Annotated in this window: 18 protein-coding genes and 7 pseudogenes; 10 read left to right on the forward strand and 15 right to left on the reverse strand. The window is 60.7% G+C overall.

Annotation, left to right across the window (positions count from 1 at the left end; genetic code table 11):
- Positions 1-188: 188 nt before the first annotated feature.
- Both GGQ68_RS17740 and GGQ68_RS17745 read right to left on the reverse strand, forming a co-directional pair.
- On the reverse strand, positions 189-2,270 hold the full coding sequence (locus GGQ68_RS17740; RefSeq protein WP_183968386.1) for a TRAP transporter permease: 2,082 nt from the start codon (positions 2,268-2,270) through the stop codon (positions 189-191).
- 137 nt (positions 2,271-2,407) lie between these two features.
- Positions 2,408-3,415 carry a TAXI family TRAP transporter solute-binding subunit gene (locus GGQ68_RS17745; protein ID WP_183968388.1) on the reverse strand — a complete coding sequence of 336 codons (1,008 nt, stop codon included), beginning with the start codon at positions 3,413-3,415 and terminating at the stop codon, positions 2,408-2,410.
- 281 nt (positions 3,416-3,696) lie between these two features.
- Between GGQ68_RS17745 and GGQ68_RS24370 the strand changes: the two are divergent.
- A pseudogene (locus GGQ68_RS24370) lies at positions 3,697-4,032 on the forward strand (transposase family protein); the annotation flags it as partial.
- A 44-nt stretch (positions 4,033-4,076) separates the two neighbouring features.
- Here GGQ68_RS24370 and GGQ68_RS17755 read toward each other — a convergent pair.
- The 6 genes and pseudogenes from GGQ68_RS17755 to GGQ68_RS17765 all read right to left on the reverse strand — a co-directional run.
- Positions 4,077-4,296: pseudogene (locus GGQ68_RS17755) on the reverse strand (hypothetical protein); the annotation flags it as partial.
- Between the two features lie 2 nt (positions 4,297-4,298).
- Positions 4,299-4,583: a hypothetical protein gene (locus GGQ68_RS24375; protein WP_246429416.1), complete on the reverse strand. Its 285-nt coding sequence runs from the start codon at positions 4,581-4,583 to the stop codon at positions 4,299-4,301.
- Positions 4,565-4,810, reverse strand: coding sequence for a transposase (locus GGQ68_RS24380; protein ID WP_343055982.1), 246 nt, complete (start codon positions 4,808-4,810; stop codon positions 4,565-4,567). The genes GGQ68_RS24375 and GGQ68_RS24380 overlap by 19 nt, the downstream gene beginning before the upstream one ends.
- On the reverse strand, positions 4,771-5,175 hold the full coding sequence (locus tag GGQ68_RS24385; protein ID WP_246429418.1) for a hypothetical protein: 405 nt from the start codon (positions 5,173-5,175) through the stop codon (positions 4,771-4,773). The genes GGQ68_RS24380 and GGQ68_RS24385 overlap by 40 nt, the downstream gene beginning before the upstream one ends.
- Positions 5,138-5,545: an IS110 family transposase gene (locus GGQ68_RS24390; RefSeq protein WP_246429431.1), complete on the reverse strand. Its 408-nt coding sequence runs from the start codon at positions 5,543-5,545 to the stop codon at positions 5,138-5,140. The genes GGQ68_RS24385 and GGQ68_RS24390 overlap by 38 nt, the downstream gene beginning before the upstream one ends.
- A gap of 323 nt (positions 5,546-5,868) precedes the next feature.
- A pseudogene (locus tag GGQ68_RS17765) lies at positions 5,869-6,129 on the reverse strand (transposase); the annotation flags it as partial.
- 63 nt (positions 6,130-6,192) lie between these two features.
- On the opposite strand from GGQ68_RS17765, the pseudogene GGQ68_RS17770 reads away from it, so the two are divergent.
- Positions 6,193-6,339 (forward strand): annotated as a pseudogene (locus GGQ68_RS17770) (IS481 family transposase); the annotation flags it as partial.
- The gene (locus GGQ68_RS17775; protein ID WP_343055983.1) at positions 6,340-6,795 is read left to right on the forward strand and encodes a DDE-type integrase/transposase/recombinase; all 456 of its coding nucleotides are present in this window, start codon (positions 6,340-6,342) and stop codon (positions 6,793-6,795) included.
- On the opposite strand, the pseudogene GGQ68_RS24395 reads toward GGQ68_RS17775, so the two are convergent.
- Positions 6,766-7,128, reverse strand: a pseudogene (locus GGQ68_RS24395) (IS30 family transposase); the annotation flags it as partial. The gene GGQ68_RS17775 and the pseudogene GGQ68_RS24395 sit on opposite strands and share 30 nt — an antisense overlap.
- Complete coding sequence (locus GGQ68_RS24730; RefSeq protein WP_343055984.1) at positions 7,101-7,301, reverse strand: helix-turn-helix domain-containing protein; 201 nt, start codon at positions 7,299-7,301, stop codon at positions 7,101-7,103. The pseudogene GGQ68_RS24395 and the gene GGQ68_RS24730, both read right to left, overlap by 28 nt.
- 224 nt (positions 7,302-7,525) lie before the next feature.
- Here GGQ68_RS24730 and GGQ68_RS17785 point away from each other — a divergent pair.
- A pseudogene (locus GGQ68_RS17785) lies at positions 7,526-7,825 on the forward strand (integrase core domain-containing protein); the annotation flags it as partial.
- A 227-nt stretch (positions 7,826-8,052) separates the two neighbouring features.
- Here GGQ68_RS17785 and GGQ68_RS17790 read toward each other — a convergent pair.
- From GGQ68_RS17790 to GGQ68_RS17800, 3 genes are all read right to left on the reverse strand, one after another.
- Positions 8,053-9,507 (reverse strand): alanine/glycine:cation symporter family protein, encoded by a 1,455-nt coding sequence (locus tag GGQ68_RS17790; protein WP_183968390.1) that lies wholly within the window; start codon positions 9,505-9,507, stop codon positions 8,053-8,055.
- A gap of 539 nt (positions 9,508-10,046) precedes the next feature.
- Positions 10,047-10,208: a hypothetical protein gene (locus GGQ68_RS17795; protein WP_183968760.1), complete on the reverse strand. Its 162-nt coding sequence runs from the start codon at positions 10,206-10,208 to the stop codon at positions 10,047-10,049.
- Between the two features lie 217 nt (positions 10,209-10,425).
- Positions 10,426-11,448, reverse strand: a complete 1,023-nt coding sequence (locus tag GGQ68_RS17800; protein WP_183968392.1) for a LacI family DNA-binding transcriptional regulator — start codon at positions 11,446-11,448, stop codon at positions 10,426-10,428.
- A gap of 212 nt (positions 11,449-11,660) precedes the next feature.
- Here GGQ68_RS17800 and GGQ68_RS17805 point away from each other — a divergent pair, with 212 nt between their 5' ends.
- The 5 genes from GGQ68_RS17805 to GGQ68_RS17825 all read left to right on the forward strand — a co-directional run bounded on the left by GGQ68_RS17805 (position 11,661) and on the right by GGQ68_RS17825 (position 17,072).
- Positions 11,661-12,644 carry a substrate-binding domain-containing protein gene (locus GGQ68_RS17805; RefSeq protein ID WP_183968394.1) on the forward strand — a complete coding sequence of 328 codons (984 nt, stop codon included), beginning with the start codon at positions 11,661-11,663 and terminating at the stop codon, positions 12,642-12,644.
- Between the two features lie 68 nt (positions 12,645-12,712).
- Positions 12,713-14,218, forward strand: coding sequence for a sugar ABC transporter ATP-binding protein (locus GGQ68_RS17810; protein WP_183968396.1), 1,506 nt, complete (start codon positions 12,713-12,715; stop codon positions 14,216-14,218).
- Positions 14,211-15,203, forward strand: a complete 993-nt coding sequence (locus GGQ68_RS17815) for an ABC transporter permease (RefSeq protein ID WP_183968398.1) — start codon at positions 14,211-14,213, stop codon at positions 15,201-15,203. The genes GGQ68_RS17810 and GGQ68_RS17815 overlap by 8 nt, the downstream gene beginning before the upstream one ends.
- Positions 15,200-16,222 (forward strand): ABC transporter permease, encoded by a 1,023-nt coding sequence (locus GGQ68_RS17820; protein ID WP_246429419.1) that lies wholly within the window; start codon positions 15,200-15,202, stop codon positions 16,220-16,222. The genes GGQ68_RS17815 and GGQ68_RS17820 overlap by 4 nt, the downstream gene beginning before the upstream one ends.
- A 1-nt stretch (position 16,223) precedes the next feature.
- Entirely contained in the window at positions 16,224-17,072 is an 849-nt protein-coding gene (locus tag GGQ68_RS17825; RefSeq protein ID WP_183968399.1) for a sugar phosphate isomerase/epimerase family protein, read from the forward strand.
- Between the two features lie 126 nt (positions 17,073-17,198).
- On the opposite strand, the pseudogene GGQ68_RS24900 reads toward GGQ68_RS17825, so the two are convergent.
- Positions 17,199-17,297 (reverse strand): annotated as a pseudogene (locus GGQ68_RS24900) (integrase); the annotation flags it as partial.
- A gap of 76 nt (positions 17,298-17,373) precedes the next feature.
- On the opposite strand from GGQ68_RS24900, the gene GGQ68_RS17830 reads away from it, so the two are divergent.
- A complete protein-coding gene (locus GGQ68_RS17830) occupies positions 17,374-17,703 on the forward strand; it encodes a transposase (RefSeq protein ID WP_425502988.1) in 330 nt (109 codons plus the stop codon).
- Here the strand turns inward: GGQ68_RS17830 and GGQ68_RS17835 are convergent.
- On the reverse strand, positions 17,660-18,199 hold the full coding sequence (locus tag GGQ68_RS17835; protein WP_343055986.1) for a DUF983 domain-containing protein: 540 nt from the start codon (positions 18,197-18,199) through the stop codon (positions 17,660-17,662). The two genes, GGQ68_RS17830 and GGQ68_RS17835, sit on opposite strands and share 44 nt — an antisense overlap.
- Positions 18,200-18,231 lie beyond the last annotated feature (32 nt).

The following is an 18,231-nucleotide window of genomic DNA, read 5'->3' on the forward strand; positions in this document are numbered from 1 at the left end:
TGCTAGAAGAAACCTTCAGAGAGGCACCCCGAGCCTCTTGACAGGGGGTGTGCATGAAAACCGCCAAATCGTGCAAGCTTATGCTTCATTGGCACCGCGCCTCTCCTTGCGGAGAAAACTTCGCTGAAAACGCCGGCTTCAAACTTTTCTCTTTTCAGGGGGGCGGAGAGCCCCCAGGAGCCGATTATTCAGGTGGAGGCCGCCTGCCTGTTCCCGATCAGCTGGCGGATTGCCGTCGGCAGGATCAGCACCACCCCGATCACCGTAGCCGTCAGGTCCGGCGCGACCAGCAGCACCGCCGCCAGTGTCAGAACCAGACGTTCGACCCAGTGCAGCGGGGCGAAAAGCCAGTTCGTGACCGCCGCCGACAACGCCCAGATGCCCAGTACTGCGCCCCCGAAGGCCAGCGCGAAGGCCGACCACGTGAAGCCTTCAGTGACCAGCAGCAGCGCGGGCTGGAACACGAAGATAAAGGGTACAAGCGCCTTGCCCATGCTCAAGCGGAAGGCCGTGTTGCCGGTCTTGAAGGCGTTCGATCCGGCGATGCCGGCGCCGGCATAGGCGGCCATGGCGACAGGCGGCGTCACATCCGCCAACACACCGTAGTAGAAGACGAAGAAATGCGCGACCAGCGGCTCGACCTGCAACAAGCCCAGCACCGGGGCGGCCACGGCGACCATGATGATATAGTTCGCCGTGGTCGGGATGCCGCAGCCCATCAGGATGCACACGACGGCCGTCAGCATCAGCGTGAACAAAAGCGTCAGCGTTTGCACTCCCATGATCTCGAACGGCAGGACAGCCAGCCAGCCGGAGACGTTCGTGGCCCAGTCTGCGGCGACGCCAGTGACCATGTAGGCGATCTTGAACCCGACCCCGGTCAGCGTCACCACGCCGATCACCACGCCGACCAACGCGGCGGCGGCGGTCACAGCCAGCGACTGGCGCGCGCCAAGGATGAAACCGTCCCAGACGCCTTGGACGGTGCCTTTGATCCCGCCCATCAGGCCCGAGGCCATGACTTGCTGGATCCCCATCACCGCGATACAGGCCGAGATCGACCAGAAGGCTGCGAAGAACGGCGTGCGACCCGACAGGAGGATGGCGACCAGGATCACCAGCGGCAAGACCGACAGCCAGCCGGCCTTGAAGACTTTCCAAGCATTGGGTAGCTCCTCGGCGGACAGGCCGCGCAGGCCAAGGCGGCGGGCTTCCAAGTGTACCTGGACCAGCACGCCGAAGAAGTGCATGAAGGCTGGCACCAGCGCGGCGGTCAGAATGGTGGTCAGCGGTACGCCGAGGTATTCGATCATCAGGAAAGCCACGGCGCCCATCACCGGCGGCGTGATTTGCCCGCCGGTCGACGAGGCGGCCTCGACCGCGGCGGCGAAGTGGCGGGGATAGCCGATGCGGATCATTGCCGGAATGGTCAGCGACCCGGTGGTGACCGTGTTGGCGATGGACGAGCCCGAAATCGACCCGAGCATCGCCGAGGATACGACCGAGACCTTTGCCGGCCCGCCCGCATAGCGCCCTGCAAGCGCGGAGGCGATATCGATGAACAATTGACCCAAGCCGATGCGCGTCGCCATAACGCCGAACAGCACGAAGTGGAACACATAGGTCGCGATCACGCCCAGAGCAGTGCCGTAGATCCCCTGCGAAGTCAGGTAGAGATGATTGACGATGTTGGACCAGCTCGCGCCGGGGTGGACGAAGATGCCAGGCATGTGCTGTCCGAAATAGGCGTAGCTGATGAAAATGATCGCGATCACTGGCAACGGCCAGCCCATGGAGCGGCGCACCGCCTCCAGCAGAACGACGATCAGCACAGTTCCCATGGCCACATCTATGGGCAGCGGGTTGCCAACGCGGAACGCCAGGTCGGCATAGATCCAAGGCACATAGAAGGCGGCGACCGCGCCTGCGATCATCAGGACCCAATCGGACAACGGCAGGCCAAGTGGCGCAGTGACCGAAGGGGATATCTCCTTGCTGCCAAAGGCCGAGAAGCTCAGGAACACCAGTGCCAGCGTGGCGCCCAAATGCAAGCCGCGGTGCGTGGTCGCCTGCGGAATGCCGAAGCCGGCGGTGTAGAAATGATAGCAGGCCAGCAGGAACAGCAGAGCGCTGGCAGCCAGCGCCAGTGGCGAGGCCAGCACCCTGAACCGCAGTTCGGGGTCGAATTTCTCTTCCAGAGCCTGAAGCTCTTCAGCGCTGAGGGTATGGATATCCTCGCCTTCCGGCGATTTCTGGCGGTCTTGGGGCATCTGGCGTCCGGACTGGCTGAGGGCAGTGAAAGGCAAACAAATAAGGGGAAAGGTCGTGTAAGGTCCGCTTGCTGCGGGGTCGGTCGGGGGCGCACGGCGACGCCCCCCCGGTTGGTATCAGGTTGGGGCAGGCCAGATTACTCTGACAGCAATCCGGCTTCCTTGTAGAAACGCTCGGCACCCGGGTGCAGCGGGATGCCGATACCGTCCAGCGCCGTATCGGCGGTGATCATCTTGCCCTTGGAATGGCCCGCGTCCAGCTGCTTGCGGGTGTTCTCGTTCCACAATGCCTTGGTGATGCCATAGATCAGCTCTTCGGGTTGATCGGCCGAGGTGATCCACTGCGCGCCGACCGACAGGGTCTCGGTGTCGTCTGCCACGCCTTCATAGGTGCCGCCCGGGATCGTATCGTTCGAGAAGTAACCGAAGTTCTCGCAGATCATCGGGGCTTCGTCGCAGGAAATCGGTACGACGGTTACGTCATGCTGGCTGGCCAGTTCGGCAATCGCGCCGGCCGGATAGCCACCGACGAAGAAGAAAGCGTCCATGGCGTCGTCGCGCATCCGGTCCGCCGCCTGATCGGGCTTGAGAAATTCGGCTTCGATGTCGTCTTCGGTCAGGCCGTAGCCATCAAGGATGATGCGGGCGTCAACCAGCGTGCCCGATCCGGGTTCGTCCATCGAAACGCGCTTGCCCTTCAGGTCTGCGACGCCAGCGATACCGGCATCGGCACGGGCGATCAGGTGAATCGACTCAGGATAGAGGTTGGCGATGGCGCGCAGGCTTTCGACCGGCTCCTTGCCTTCCCAGATGCCGGTTCCGGTATAAGCCCAAGTCGCCACGTCGGACTGCGAAAAGCCCGACTCCAGGCTCCCGCCTGCAATCGCGTTGATGTTCGCGACCGAGCCGTTGGCCGACAGCGCCGAGGCCACCAGACCTGGAACGCCGCAGGAGCCGCCTTCATCGCAGGCGCGTGATCCGGGAGGGCTGGAGATCGCGTTCGCAAGCAGCCCGCCGATGGGGTAATAGGTGCCAGCGGTGCCGCCGGTACCGATGCGGAAGAAGGACATGTCCTGCGCGCTGGCGGACCCAGCCGTCAGCGTGGCAGCGACGGCCATACCTGCCAGAAGTGTCAGATGTTTCATAGAAAGCTCTCCCTTTTGGAATTCGTCTTTAATATTAAGAACTCTAGTGTTTTTTCCGCCCGTACCACAAGACTACCTTCGCGCCCCCTTTGATTTTGGAACCGCAGCGGCCGTTCGGACAACCTGTCAGGCGGGGTGTTCTGGAAATAGAGATGGGCCTAGGTGTTTGATTCCACGGTTTGATGGTGTGATCCTTTCTCAAGCTTGGAAGGAAGCATTATGGGACAAGTTCGTCGCGGGAGCGCCACGTACAGTGACCCGGCAGGCGATTTGCGTGGCAAATCTGCCGAGAGGGCACGCACGCCGTCAGAGCAGCAATACAGCGATCGCAAGCTTCGCTCGCGCAACTGCGCCAAGAGCTGGGCATCAATCCCAAGATGGTCGCGAAGTGGCGGAGGCGTGCGACTGTCAAGGATTTGAAGACCGGTCCGAGAGAGCCGCGCTCAACCGTTCTGACCGAGGCGGGGGAAGCTATGATTGTCGCGTTTCGACGCCACACATTGCTGCCGCTGGATGACTGTCTCCATGCCCTTCAGCCCTCAATCCCGCACCTGACCCGGTTAGCGCTGCGCCGGTGCCTGCAGCGGCATGGGATCTCGTGCCTGCCGGATGTCGAGGCCCCCTCTCGGGACATTGCGTCGCAATGCCCTGCCGGGCAGTGGATATGCGCCAGCACAACCATATCCGTGCGCTGCCTGCGGCTGGCAGGCCGGCTACGGAAAGCCCGCAACCCGCGCGGGCTGACGTTCATGACCTGACACAGCCAGTCGATCGGGAAGGCACCGCGCTGTGCTTCCCCTCTCGTGCATGTAAACATGCACTGCCGGGCAGTGGACGAACCTGAACCTCATGGCTTTTGGCTCGCGAAGAACTGGGTGGCTTCCTAAAAAACACCCATGGCCTCTGGAATGGGCGCCAATGCGTAAGCCAATATTTTGGCGCGCCGCTGGAGGTTTGACAGCACACGTTGCCTATGTCGTTCGTCACAGGCTGCGGCCCCCTGATCCTGATAGGCCATGCCATGGCGGATGGCGTTGTAGAAGAAGACTGCGATCTTGCGCGCCGTGGCCGTTGCCGCCTTTTGCTTGCGTATGCGCGATGACAGTCGCCGGTAAAACGCACCCAAGGCCGTGTCGCTTTTGCCAATCGTTACGGCAGCCAAGCGCAAGAGAGCGGCCGCACGACTGAAGGACCGACGTGTCCGCGAGGATAGCAACTTGCCCCGGAGATTTTATTGCCCAGAGCCGAACAGAGCCAGGACGTGAAGTGCTTGGCACTCTTCCAGGCGCGCAGGTCTGTGCCGCATTCGGCCACCAGCTTCAGGGCCAACGATGGTCCGAGGCCATGGATCTGCGTTATGTCTGTGCCCAACACACCGTAGAGTGCGGCCCGCACGTCGAAGGACGGCGCATTGTGCTGCTGCCTTTGATCCGCGCCTTGGACAGTGGGGCCAGATCATCGTCCTCCCGGACCGTCAGGGCTGCAACCGCTGCTTCCAGGCTATGATCGAACGTCTCGATCTGTGCCTTGTAGAAATCGTAAAGCTCCAGCGACTGTGTGAAGGCAAAAACATGCTCCTCGCGGTCATTGCCGACCAGCGCAGCCTTGATCGTATCCACAGAGGATTTGCAGCGGACATCCCGGAACGCGGCAAGAACCTCCGGATCGCGATCGCCGCCGACAATGGCACGGATGATCCGCATGCCGGTCGCACCAGTGATGTCAGAGACGACATGATGCAGTTGGAGGTTCATCTCCATCAGTGCCTGTCTCGCATGTGCTGGATATGGGCAGCGGCATACTCAGTGAGCCGTTCCCGTTGGCGAACATAGGCGCGCGGAGTGGCCATCTCAGCTTCGGGGCGGAAGCTCCCACGTGAGCCAAGCCATAGGAATGCAACTGGCGCAGCCATCCAGCATCGCTGACATCGGTTTTGCGACCCGGCACATTCTTGGCATAGCGCGCATTCACCAGAATGACCTCGGACCCATGCGCCTCCAAGATCTCGAAGGCCGGTATCCAGTAAACGTCGGTGGATTCCATGGCCACGCTGGTGACACCGCACGATTGGAACCAGACGGCGAGATCGTGCAGATCCTGGGTAAATGTCCCGAAGGCTCGCACTGGCATGATATCGGTGTCAGGGTTCACAGCGCCATGTGCATCGTCGAGCCCATGTCGACCGAGGCTGCATTGGCATTGACCATCTTCAGGTCCGGGTGGTCACCGGATTTGCGCTTCGTCATGACATCTCCTCCATTCGGGGCGAAGGGCGTGGGCTTTGCTAGTTCGTCATCTTCCTAACCGGGATCGCCACGATGGCGGCGTCACCACTCTCAAGTGCGCAACGGCCCATGTGCCACGTTTTTTAACGGGGTCCAGCCCACCAATAAGCCATCGGCAACTGCCCTTCAGGCGCAGCATAGCACAGGCTGTTTATACCGCGCACAGGCGAGCAGCGGCCCGGAACGGTTTTTTAAAGTGTCCCTCTCTTCCTTGAGAATACGGATCTCGCGCCGAAGCCGCTCGTTCTCCTGTGCCAATTCGCGGTCCTCGGATGATACCACATCCGTGTCGCGGTGCGCTGTCACCCACTTGTTCAGCGTCGAAAGCCCAACGCCCAAATCATCCGCAACCTGACGCCGCGAAAGACCGCTGGTCAGCGCAATTCGCACTGCATTCTTGCGGAATTCATCCGTTCTGCCCGTGCCCATAGTTCGTCTCATTTGCTGCACATTATGCTATCAAAGGAGCGGCACCAAACCGTGACAGGTCCAGACTTCATGGCTGCCTACAACTTCGCACGCAGGCTCAAGACCCTCAACAGGCTCACGCCCTACGAATACATCTGCAGAATCTGGACATCAGAGCCCGATAGATTCATCATCGATCCGATCCTCCAAATGTCGGGACTGAACACCTAGATGCAACTGCACGAATTACCACTCCGTGCGCACTGCGGACCTTCACCGACGAAGAATGCCGCGCGATGCACGGTCGGCCGCCTGATGAAAGACATCGGTATTGAAGGCGTCATTCGGGGCAAGAAGCCTCGAATGACGTTTCCTGACAAAGCGTTATCTTGTCCACTGGATAGGGTGGAACGGCAATTCCACGCACCTTCACCTAACGTGCTGTGGCTCAGCGACTTCACCTATGCCGCCACGTGGCAGAGTTTTGTCTATGTGGCTTTTTTCATTGACGTTTTTGCACGGCGCATTGTTGGCTGCGCGCAAGCCGCACAGCCAATGCAGGCTTTGTTCTTGATGCTTTGGAACAGGCAAGTCATCAACGTAGGCCAGCGCAAGACCAACTGGTGCATCACTCAGACCGCGGATCGCAAGGCGGATTCAACCGGTCGTCGCAACACTTTCGATTAAATCCTGTTCGAGCAGTCGGTCGAGAGCCTCTGCAAATGTGCGCTATCCGAGGGTTTTGCGGGGTCTTATGTTCAACGCATGTCCGACTGCGCTCAGCTCATTGACACCGTGTCGGCTGAGATCCGTGCCTTCGGGAAAGTATTGCCGCAGCAAGCCATTGGTGTTTTCGTCACTCCCGCGCTGCCAAGGGCTTTGAGGGTCGCAAAAATAGTTTTCCAGACCCGTGTCGATTTGGAGCTACGCATGTTGGGCCATCTCCGCAGCCTGATCCCAAGTTAAGGATCGACGAAAATCTGCAGGAAGCCTCATGATTGTCCCTGCGATAGTATCGCGAAATTGCGCCTGATCTCTCGCGATACCATGCTGGGTGACCGCGACAGCTTGCGTGCGATAGCGCGGATACCTGTCCCCCGCGCACATTGCAAAGCAATCTCTTCTCGCTCATCAATGACGTCGCTGATGGTGCAAGGTGTGTCGGGGGCAATCCGCCAGAACTCGTAACCCACCGGATTCCGACAGGACCGGAAACACCCGCTTCAAAGGCTGACAATTCACTGGAATGAGCTGCGGCCACGCCCCCCAGAACCGGCAAAGATTTTCACGTTGCCAGACTGGCGGCCTTCCTAGAGAATTTAATTTGCCCCGTATCGAACGTTCGGATTTTCGTCTACCTGTTTTCTTCATCTACACCTCCTAAAATGGGGTGCTGCGACGACCGGTTGAATCCGCCCAATATCCTTCCATCAAGTACACTGAGCGGTTGACTGAGGCAAAGATTGCACCGTCTGTCGGTAGTGTCGAGGACTCGTATGACAACGCGATGGCCGAAATGGTCAACGGCCTGTTCAAGGCCGAGGTTATTTACCGGCATGTCCCATGGCGCAGCTTTGAAGCGGTCGAATACGCAACCTTGAAATGGGTCGATTGGTTCAACAACCGCCGCCTGCAGGAGCCTGGTGGGAATATCCCGCCAGCCGACGCCGAGGCGAACTTCTATGCAGCTCTGGAAAGATCAGACGTGGCCGCGTAACCAAGACAAATCAGCCTCCGGCAAACTCGGCGCGGTTCGGTCTCGTCCGGCACTGCGGGCCACACCGGGGATCCGCGCATCCGCAATGCATTCGCGGTGGCCGCCGCCATGCACCTTCATATTACTGAATGAAGTCAGGTGAAATCTCCGATAGAGTGCGCGAGCCTGTGAGCCCAGACAAGCGATCAAGGCAGGAGGCAAGGGTGGCGACCCTTGCCTCGCAAGTTTCACTCGGGGTTGGCGGCCTTCGTCTCGCGCTCGACGTCACTGTTCCAGATTGACCGATCCACCCCGTCGCCAAGTTCGGGGTATTCAGAGACCTTGAAGATAGGCTCTTTCCCGGCGCGACGTTGCGCGAAATAGTCCCGCGTGAGTTTCGCAACGGTCTTGGACAGGATCAGAATTGCAACCAGGTTCACCGTCGCCATCAGCGCCATGGACGCATCGGCGAAATTGAACACGGTCGTGACCGCCTGCAAGGACCCCCAAATCACCATCGCGACCACCAGCACCTTCAGCACCAGAAGCGGGATACGCTTGCCCAACCCGAGGAATTCCATCGCGCTCTCTGCGTAGGAATAATTTCCGATGATCGAGGTGAAGGCAAAGAATAGGATCGCGACCCCGACGAAGATCGGACCGAACGCCCCGATATGCTGCTCCAGCGCGATCTGTGTCAGCGCCATGCCGGTGGGGGCGCCTTCGGAATAGTCGACCACGCCCGACAGCAGGATCATCAGAGCCGTGGCCGTGCAGATGACCAGGGTATCGATAAAGACGCCAAGTCCCTGCACAAGCCCCTGGCTGGACGGGTGGTGCGGATCGGGGACCGCGACGGCCGCGATGTTGGGGGCGGAGCCCATGCCGGCCTCGTTGGAGAACAGGCCGCGTTTCACACCGTTGAGTAGGGCCGCCATGAACCCACCCGTGAAGCCGCCCGCCGCCGCTTCGAATCCGAAGGCCGACTTGACGATCAGGGCCAGCATGGCGGGCACTTCGGCGATGTTGATAAGCACGATGACCAGCGCCACGAGAATATAAAGCCCCGCCATGCCCGGAACGACTTTTTCAGCAACCCGTGCTATGGATTTGATGCCACCGAAAATCACGATGCCGGCGAGGCCGCCGATAACAAGTCCGGTGACAAGTTTGGGGATCGAGAACGCCTCTTCCATGGCGACGGAGATCGAGTTCGCCTGAACCGCCGAGAAGATCAGTCCGAAGCTGATGATGAGGCAGACCGAAAAGACGTAACCCATGGCGTTCGACCCGATGCCCCGCGCCATGTAGAAGGCCGGACCGCCGCGATATTGCGCATCCGCGTTTCGCACCTTGTAAAGCTGCGCCAGCGTGGATTCGGCGTAGGCCGTCGCCATACCCACGAGGGCGACCATCCACATCCAGAACACGGCACCTGGCCCGCCAAGGTAGATCGCCACGGCAACCCCGGCGAGATTGCCCGTGCCTACCCTGCTTGCCAGGGAGATCGTCAGGGCCTGAAACGGAGAAATGCCCGCGGCGGATGTGTCGCGCGATGACTTTACGACGCGAAAGAACTCGGCGAAGTGCCGGAATTGCAGGAAGCCCGTTCGCCAGGTGAAATAGATCCCCACGGCCAGCAGCCCGTATACGAGGACATATCCCCATAATATGGTGTTTAAGAAATCGACGATTGTAGTCATGCGCTGGTCCCTCTTGATTGTATTGCCAACCATTAACCATTCGGTAGGTGAGGGGAAGCCTTGGACCGGACTCACAATGTCCGCAGTGCGATCGGCGTGCGCGTCTTGGTTGAGGTCGCTTCGGTCCGATGGAAATAGTGGCGCCAACTGTCTCGCATTCGGACACTTGGCCCCGGAAGGAGGCGAAGTGTTGTGGGGAACTACCGGGCCCCCGCCTTGGTGCGCAGGGCCGGGGCGCTCCCGGAATTCCTGACCAGCTGCCGAACCGCAGCTACGTCCGGATAGGCTTTGAGTGATCAACTCAGCAAGTGCTTGTGAAGAGTGCCAGAGAAGACGGCTTCCGTCCAACGCGTAGGGTAGTCGATGGACGAAGATCGGTTTTGTCCCGCGCTTCAGTCGTTTAGGCCAGCAGCAGCGGATGGTCGGTTCGCACCCATTTTAATGACTGCGCCCCGCAGACAAGCTTCCTTGAGCAAGGGGTGGACCCAGACGACGTCTGGGCAGCCTGTGCATTCCCCCTATTTTAAAATTTGAGAAGGTCACATGGGGACCATATGATTGTCGTGACCGGCGGTCCCGGCTCCGACATCGACGAAGACATCAATCACACGAACCGGATGATCCTCGACGATCCAATCCTCCATCCGATCCGGAAACAGACTGACCTGATCCCGATCCGCGCCCTCTATATACCCCGACATCACCACCTCCACGTACTGAAGGCCAGCATACCCAAACCAAGAGTTTCCACACAGACTCGGTCGGGAGCGTCATTCTGGTCCGTCGAGGTGCACATTAGGTCTGCCGCAGCTCTCATGACCGCTTCAAGCCAAAACTACCGCACCCGGAGGGAACCTCTGCAACGGGTGCATGCGGCCTCGCGCAGCCTAAAAGGGTGTTGAATGTTACCCAGAGAAATTAACGCAATGTTGCGCGGTAGAGTTCGGGATTAACCTGTTCGAGGATTGGCGCGTTCTCCGAGCCGAGCAGCGCGAAGGCGCGTTCGACGAGCATACGATGGCGTTGTCGCATCATATGCACCGGAAAACGCAGGAGTTGACCAAAGGGTTCGTAATCAAAGCAGCCGAAGGCGCAGGCGCGGAGCTCTTCCTCGGGAAGGGTCGCGAGAAACCGTAGCGCCCCTTCGAACACCGAATCCGAGTTAATGAAAAGCCCGCGCGGCAGACCGCCGAGCCGCTCGTAAAGCGCCTTGATCGACCGCGTGGCCACGTCGAGATCGTAGGTCTCGGCGATGATCTGTTCGGGATCTACGCGGCCGACATGAGCGTAGAGCGCTTCGGAAAAGCCCGCGACACGGTTGCGGGTTGACGGGAGGGTGCGGTCGCCGCCAAGAAAATAGATCGTCTCGCGGGGGGTGTCGCCGACACCGCCGAGCCGGACCATGGACAACAGGATTTCGCGTGTAAGGACGTTTGCCCCGGTCCGGTTGTCGGTCACGACAGAGGGTGCGATGTCACAGGGCTGGTCGATGAAGACATGCGGGATTTCGGCCTCCGCACAATGGCGGCTGAGATCCTCGGGCGCGACCGAGCCGACGAAGAAAATCGCGTCAATGCTCCAGGCCGCGAGGTCGGAGACGGTCTTGCGCTCTTCCTCGGGGATACGCGCGGTGGAGATGATGACGGGGCATTGGTTGCGGGCGCGGACCTCGGCGGAGAAAGTCTGCGCGATATTGGAGAAGAAGCGGTTGTATTCCGGGATGAGCAGCGCGACGAGGCCAGAGCGGGAGGTGCGCAAAGCCCTTGCTTGCAGATTCGCGGAATAGCCCTGCTCGGCGGCGATTGCGATGATGCGTTCGGCGGTCGACTTGGCGATCCGGCGCTTCTTCCACGACCCGTTCAACGCCGCGCTGACGGTCGACGCCGAGGCCCCGGCCCTTTGCGCAATGTCGTAGATCGTCTCTTTTTGCAGCTTTGTCATAAGCTTGGTTACCGCGATCCAAAGGGTGATGAAAGAAACAGCTAAGCCGTGTTGACACAGTGGTCTAAAAATCGTTTGTTATGCAACATCGATTGTGCATCATCGAGAGGTTGAAACCACGAAGCCTGAAAAAGGGTAACGTGGTTTTTTAAGAGAGTGATGCGCAACCGATTGTGCATTGTCGGCGCGGCTTCGTGCCAAGGGAGGAAACCATGAAGACTTTGACCGGACTGGTCAGCGCGCTGGCGTTGACCGTTGGACTTTCCACATCCGCAGCCGCGGAAACCACGATGGGTATCGTGGTGAAGATCGGCGGCATTCCGTGGTTCAACGCCATGGAGGACGGCATCGAACGCCGCGCCGAGGAGCTTGGCGTCAGCGCCGAGATGATCGGCCCGGTGTCGGCGGATCCGGCGCTGCAGGTGCAGGCCATCGAGGATCTGATCGCCAAGGGCGTTGACGTGATCGGTGTCGTGCCGAACGACGAGGCCGCGCTGGAGCCAGTGCTGAAGAAGGCCCGCGATGCAGGTATCGTGGTCATCTCGCACGAGGGGCCGGGGCTGGAGAACGTCGACTGGAACTTCGAACTGGCATCCGCCGAGGGTTTCGGCGAGGCGCATGCCAAGTTGTTGTCCGAAAAGACGCCCGAAGGCGGCAAGTACGCGGTCTACGTCGGCTCGCTCACCGTGCCGCTGCACAATGCTTGGGCTGATGCGGCGATCGCCTGGATGGAGGAAAACCGTCCGGATATCGAGATCGTCGGCGACCGGTACGGCGTGGCCGAAAACGTGGACGACAGCCGCTCCACCGCACTGGACCTGATCGCGGCGAACCCGGATCTCAAGGGCTTTCTGGCCTTCGGCTCGCAGGGGCCCATCGGTGCAGGCCGCGCCGTAGAGGAGCGCCGCAAGGTCGGCGAGATTCAGGTCATGGGTCCGTTCTCGCCGGGGCAGGGCCGCAAGATGATCCACTCGGGCGTGCTGACCGGCGGTTACATGTGGAACCCGGCACAGGCCGGAGAGGTTTTCGTTACGCTCGGCGACATGCTGGCAGAGGGCACCACCCTCGAGGCCGGCATGGACATTCCCGGGCTCGGCGTGATCGAACCGGATGTCGAAAACCGCGACATCATCACGGACAACCTTCTGGAAATCAACGAAAGCACCGTGGACGAGCTGGCCGAGAAGGGCCTGTAAGACCACGCCTCGCGGCGGGCGGGGCCCACCCCCGCCCGCCCCAGATCCCCCATTCCCATAGGTGAACCATGACGACTGCCCCGGCAGAACGGTTCGCGCTGCGTCTGCACAAGGTCTCGAAGGCTTTCGGCGGCGTGCAGGCGTTGAACGAGGTCGATTTCGAGGTGCGCGCGGGCGAGGTGCATTGCTTGGCCGGAGAGAACGGCTGCGGCAAGTCCACGCTGATCAAGACCGTAACCGGCGTGCACCAACCCGAAAGCGCCGAGCTGATCGAGCTGTTCGGTGAAAAGATCGAACGCATTAACCCGGTGCAGGCGCGCGAGAAGGGCGTCTCGGTCATCTGGCAGGACCTTGCGCTATTTCCGCACATGTCCGTGGCGGAGAACATTGCCTTCGACGATCTCGTCGGACTGCGCCCCAGGTCAGTGCGCTACCGCGAGATGATTACACGGGCAGGCGAGGTGCTCGACCGTCTCGGCGTCCGGATAGCGCTGAGCGCACCCTTGAACGACCTTCCGATCGCGCAGCGTCAGGTGGTGGCGATTGCACGCGCGTTGATGAACGACGCCAAACTGATCTTCATGGACGAGCCAACGGCCTCGCTGACCCAGTCCGAGACCGACCGTCTGCTCGACATCGTGCGCAAGCTGTCTGCCGATGGTGTGGCCATCGTCTTCGTCTCGCACCGACTGGCCGAGGTGCTCGAGATCGCGGAGCGCGTGACCGTCGTGCGCGACGGCAACCTCGTGGGCGTCTACCCGACGGACGGCATGACGCAGGCGCGGCTCGGCGAGCTTATGACCGGCCACCATATCGAGAATGATGTCGCCGCCCGCGACCTGCCTGACGCGCCCGTGGTCTTCGAGACAAGGGGCCTCAGCCGTCACGGCGAATTCGAAGATGTTTCCCTGACCATCAAGGCCGGCGAGGTCCTGGGTCTCACGGGTCTGATCGGGGCAGGGCGCACGGAGCTGGCGCACGTCATGATGGGCATGCGCAAGGCTGACGCAGGGACAATGCTTCTGAACGGCGCGGACTACCACCCCGGCTCCATCCGCCACGCCATTCGCAAAGGATTGGCCTACGTGTCCGAGGATCGGCTCGCGCTTGGCCTGTTGCAGAAACAATCCATCGAGGACAACACCGTCATTTCCGTCCTCGGCAAACTGACCGCAGCCACCGGGCTGATCTCCGACACACGCAAGGCCGAGCTGGTCCGGCACTGGATCCGTGAACTCGGGGTGAAGATCGGCCAGCCTTCGGATGCGATATCGACGCTGTCGGGGGGCAATCAGCAGAAGGTCGTTCTGGCCAAGTGGCTGGCGACAAAGCCGCGCCTGCTGATCCTCGACAGCCCCACAGTGGGCGTCGACGTAGGGGCGCGGGCAGGCATCTTTCGCATCGTCCGGGAACTGGCAGAGGAGGGTCTCGCCATCCTGCTGATCTCCGACGAAGTCACAGAGGTCATGCACAATTCGGACCGCATCCTGCACATGGCCGATGGCCGGATCGTACAGAACTATGACCCGCGCACCATCTCGGTGCCCCAACTCGAGGAGCGGATCTATGCGTGATACCTTGCGGTCCTATACCATCGAAACACGGCTGGCGGTGGTCCTCGCGGTGCTTTGCGTGGTGCTTTCCATTTCGGCACCGCAATTCGCGACACTGCCCAACGCCACATCGCTGCTCAACAACAGCGCCGTGAACCTGATCTGGGCCGTGGGCCTGCTGGTCGTGTTGGTCGCCGGGGGGATCGACATCTCCTTCGCGGTGGCGTCCTCGGTCGTGCAATATGTCGCGGCCAAGATGCTGATCGGCATCGGCGGCGGCAACTGGCTGCTGGGATTTTTGTTCTGCGGCTCGCTCGGCATCCTTCTGGGGCTGCTGAACGCGTGGCTCATCCATGGCTTCCGCATCATCTCCATCGTGGTAACAATTGCCACGTTTAACGCCTTCTTTGGTCTCCTGATGTTCTTCAGCGGCGGGCGAAACATCTACAACCTGCCGGACTGGTGGACGGCGCGGATCTTCATCTTCGAGCACGAGAACGCCCAAGGCATCTGGTCCGAGCTCACGCTTTCGGTCGCGGTGATGGTCGGTTGCGTGGTGGCAACCTGGGTACTGATCCGCCGAACCAATATCGGCCGCCAGCTCTATGCATTCGGCGACAACCCCGAGGGCGCGCGCAGGGCAGGGGTCAACATCGCCGTGATGCAAGGCGTGGCCTTCGGCTGGATGGGCCTGATGGCCGGGATCGCAGGACTGATGCAGGTGAACATCGTCAAGGAGGTCGTGCCCAACGCGCTTTACGGTCGTGAACTGGACGTGCTGGCGGCAGTGGTGCTGGGAGGCGCACGCCTTGGCGGCGGCAAGGGCACGATCCTGGGATGCATCCTCGGCGTGATGTTCGTGGCGATCACCCAGAACGGGCTGAACCTGCTGGGGGTCTCGCCCTTCGCGTTCCAGATGATCATCGGTGCGGCGATCCTCGTGGCGATCTCGACCTCGAACATCGACCTCAGCCAATTCTTCCGCAGCAAGGAGGCACGGTCATGATGAGCGAGACCAAGCGCCAGCCCGCATTCAAGGGCCTCAAGGCCACCGGCCCGATGGGCGAAAACCTCTCCCTGCTGGCCATGCTGGCGCTGCTTGTAGTGGTGTTTTCCATCGCCTCACCGCGCTTTCTGACGGGGGCCAACCTCGGGTCGATGGGCTTTCAGATGCCACTTCTGGGCCTGCTGACGCTGGCCATGCTGGCCCCCATCGTGTCGGGCGGCCTGAACCTCGCCATCGTATACACTGCGAACATCAGCGGTCTGGCTCTGGCCTGGACGATCATGCAGTTTGGCGGGGCCGAGGCAGGCATCGGCGCCTTCGTCCTTGGCTGCGTCCTGGCGTTGTTCGTCGGTGCCATTGCAGGCGCGGCGATGGGGGCCGTTGTCGCTTATGTCGGCGCGCACCCGATCCTCGTGTCGCTGGCGATGATGATCTTTCTGCGCGGCCTGGGCGAGTTCCTGACCCGTGGCGGCGACATCTCGGGCTTCCCCGACTACATGCGCGTGCTGGGACACGGCAGCCTGTGGAGCGTGCCCGTCCCGCTGATCCTCTTCGCGGTGATCGCCTTCGGCTGGCATGTCCTGCTGCGCCGCACACCGCACGGTTTCTCGGTCTACATGACCGGCTCCAACCTGAAGGCTGCGGAATACGCGGGGCTGAACGCCAAGCGGACATTGGTGCTCATCTACACCCTGTCCGGTGTGCTCTGCGCCATTGCAGGCATCCTGATGGCCGCGCGTTTCAACTCCGTCAGGGTTGGCCATGGCGAAGCAATGCTTCTGATCACTGTTCTGGCCTGTTTCCTCGGCGGGATCGACCCCTTCGGCGGCCACGGGCGCGTCATGCCGGTCATCATCGCGTTGGTCATTCTGCAAGTGCTGTCCTCTGGCCTGAACCTCGTGGGAGCCAACCAACACCTGGCGACCGCGGTCTGGGGCCTCTTCCTGATCGGCGTAATGGTGCTGCGGTCAGGACAAATTCAACGATACATCGGACTAATTTCTGGAAAGGATAAATAAGATGGAAGGCTTTGGCGTACACACCAGCATGTGGACGATGAACTGGGACCATGAGGGCGCAGAGCGCGCCGTACAGGGTGCCACGCATTACGGTGTCGACTTCATCGAGATCCCTATGCTGCGCCCCTCCGAAATCGACACCGCGCACACCGCCGGTCTGCTCGAGCGCAACAATCTGCGGGCCGTTTGCTCCCTGGGGCTGCCGGAACAGTACTGGGCCTCGGTGAACCCTGAAGGTGCGATCGACTATCTGAAACTCTCGATCGACAAGACAAAGGCCTGCGGCGCCGAGGCTCTGTCGGGCGTGACCTTCGGCGGCATCGGCCAGCGCACCGGCACCTCGCCCACCGAGGGGGAATATGACAACATCGCCAAGGTGCTGGACGCCGCGTCGCGCTATGCGAAGGAGGTCGGCCTGCTCTTCGGGATCGAGCCGGTAAACCGTTACGAGAACCACTTGATCAACACCGGCTGGCAGGCGCGTGAGATGATCGAGCGCGTGGGCTCGGACAACATCTTCGTGCACCTCGATACCTACCATATGAACATTGAGGAAAAAGGCGCGGCCAACGGCATCCTCGATTGTCGCGACTACCTGAAGTACATCCACCTGAGCGAAAGCGACCGGGGCACGCCGGGCGAGGGATGCTGCGACTGGGACGAAATATTTGCCACGCTGAAGGCCATCGACTTCAAGGGAGGGCTCGCGATGGAGAGCTTCATCAACATGCCACCCGAGGTGGGCTTCGGCCTTGCGGTCTGGCGTCCTGTCGCGAAGGACCAAGACGAAGTCATGTCCAAGGGCCTGCCGTTCTTGCGCAACAAGGCAGCGCAGTATCGCCTGATCTGAGGGAACTCTTTGTGTTTACCGGAGCGTCGCAACCGACAACCTGTAAACACATTCAGAGGTCTTGATGGTTAAGCAGCGTAGAAATGTCCCACTTGGGTGCGCGCGCTCCTTGTAGCGCGGCGCCTGTTACCTGCGAGGGTAGGGGTAGCGGCCAAACTCCTCCATCATCTTTTCTTGGAAGACCTCTGCGGGGGTCTTCCATCCGAGACATTTGATCGTTGAGTTGATGACCGGTTGTGTTCACACTGCGGCAGTCTGAGTTCACGTCCTCTGCGCTGGATCTCCGTCTGCCCTGGTCTGGATCGATACCGTCGAGGTCTTGAATGCGGCCGTCCAGCGTGCGCTGATTGGTGTTTATCACCGTCTGGGCCGGAAGCCCCTCCAGCAATATCTGGGCGAGATCATCTGGCGATGGAACCACCGTGTCCCAGAGGCCAAGGTGCGGGAGCGGATGTCTGCATCTGGCCTTCCGCCTACCGAGACCACAATCGACTGGAATCCGACCCCGGTCGCGGATCAGATGCGGGGAGGGGCCCTCTGCGCCGCACCCCTTCTTGGGGGGCTATACTGGCCCAGAGAAAAGGGCTCTATGCCTCCGAGGCCTCTGGCAGTCGCGCGCGCGGCTTGCTGAAGCCATGCATTTCTTTCGCCCACTGGTAGCCGACCACCAGCCCTTTCATCCTGGGCAGCAACGCCAGCGCGAGCACAGTCGCGATCGTGCAGAGCACAAGCGCCAGAATCAGGGGATCATCCCGCAAGTAGCCGAAGAGGCCATGGAGGGCGAAACCCATCACGTGCCCGACGATCAGGATGGTCAGGTAGGCCGGACCGTCGTCTGCGCGATGATGATACAACTCCTCACCGCATTCTGAGCAGGTGTCTTTCACCTTGAGATAGCGCGCAAAAAGCTGACCTTCGCCACAAGCGGGGCAGCGATGGCGCAGGCCACGCAGGATGGCCGGCTTCGTCTCGCGTATTTCGGCAGTGGTCATTTCATCCCTCTCGACTCGAATTATAACAGCTCGAATATAGGTATCATTGATCGGCTTTTGAAGGCACATGTTGCACCATTTGTATGCGACATTATGCGCATTTATGCGGCGCTCTTTGAAGGTAAATGCATACAATCATACCTTCAATATCCTGAGGGATGACCCTA

The sequence above is a fragment of the Sagittula marina genome, assembly GCF_014196795.1.
GTDB lineage: Bacteria > Pseudomonadota > Alphaproteobacteria > Rhodobacterales > Rhodobacteraceae > Sagittula > Sagittula marina.

Excerpts from the sequence above, each read along its gene's own strand:
- GGQ68_RS17740 (WP_183968386.1), bottom strand. The coding sequence starts at position 2,270 with ATGCCCCAAGACCGCCAGAAATCGCCGGAAGGCGAGGATATCCATACC.
- GGQ68_RS17745 (WP_183968388.1), bottom strand. The coding sequence starts at position 3,415 with ATGAAACATCTGACACTTCTGGCAGGTATGGCCGTCGCTGCCACGCTG.
- GGQ68_RS17790 (WP_183968390.1), bottom strand. The coding sequence starts at position 9,507 with ATGACTACAATCGTCGATTTCTTAAACACCATATTATGGGGATATGTC.
- GGQ68_RS17775 (WP_343055983.1), top strand. The coding sequence starts at position 6,340 with ATGCAACTGCACGAATTACCACTCCGTGCGCACTGCGGACCTTCACCG.
- GGQ68_RS17800 (WP_183968392.1), bottom strand. The coding sequence starts at position 11,448 with ATGACAAAGCTGCAAAAAGAGACGATCTACGACATTGCGCAAAGGGCC.
- GGQ68_RS17815 (WP_183968398.1), top strand. The coding sequence starts at position 14,211 with ATGCGTGATACCTTGCGGTCCTATACCATCGAAACACGGCTGGCGGTG.
- GGQ68_RS17795 (WP_183968760.1), bottom strand. The coding sequence starts at position 10,208 with ATGTCGGGGTATATAGAGGGCGCGGATCGGGATCAGGTCAGTCTGTTT.
- GGQ68_RS17825 (WP_183968399.1), top strand. The coding sequence starts at position 16,224 with ATGGAAGGCTTTGGCGTACACACCAGCATGTGGACGATGAACTGGGAC.
- GGQ68_RS24390 (WP_246429431.1), bottom strand. The coding sequence starts at position 5,545 with ATGCCAGTGCGAGCCTTCGGGACATTTACCCAGGATCTGCACGATCTC.
- GGQ68_RS24385 (WP_246429418.1), bottom strand. The coding sequence starts at position 5,175 with ATGGAGATGAACCTCCAACTGCATCATGTCGTCTCTGACATCACTGGT.
- GGQ68_RS17810 (WP_183968396.1), top strand. The coding sequence starts at position 12,713 with ATGACGACTGCCCCGGCAGAACGGTTCGCGCTGCGTCTGCACAAGGTC.
- GGQ68_RS17820 (WP_246429419.1), top strand. The coding sequence starts at position 15,200 with ATGATGAGCGAGACCAAGCGCCAGCCCGCATTCAAGGGCCTCAAGGCC.
- GGQ68_RS17805 (WP_183968394.1), top strand. The coding sequence starts at position 11,661 with ATGAAGACTTTGACCGGACTGGTCAGCGCGCTGGCGTTGACCGTTGGA.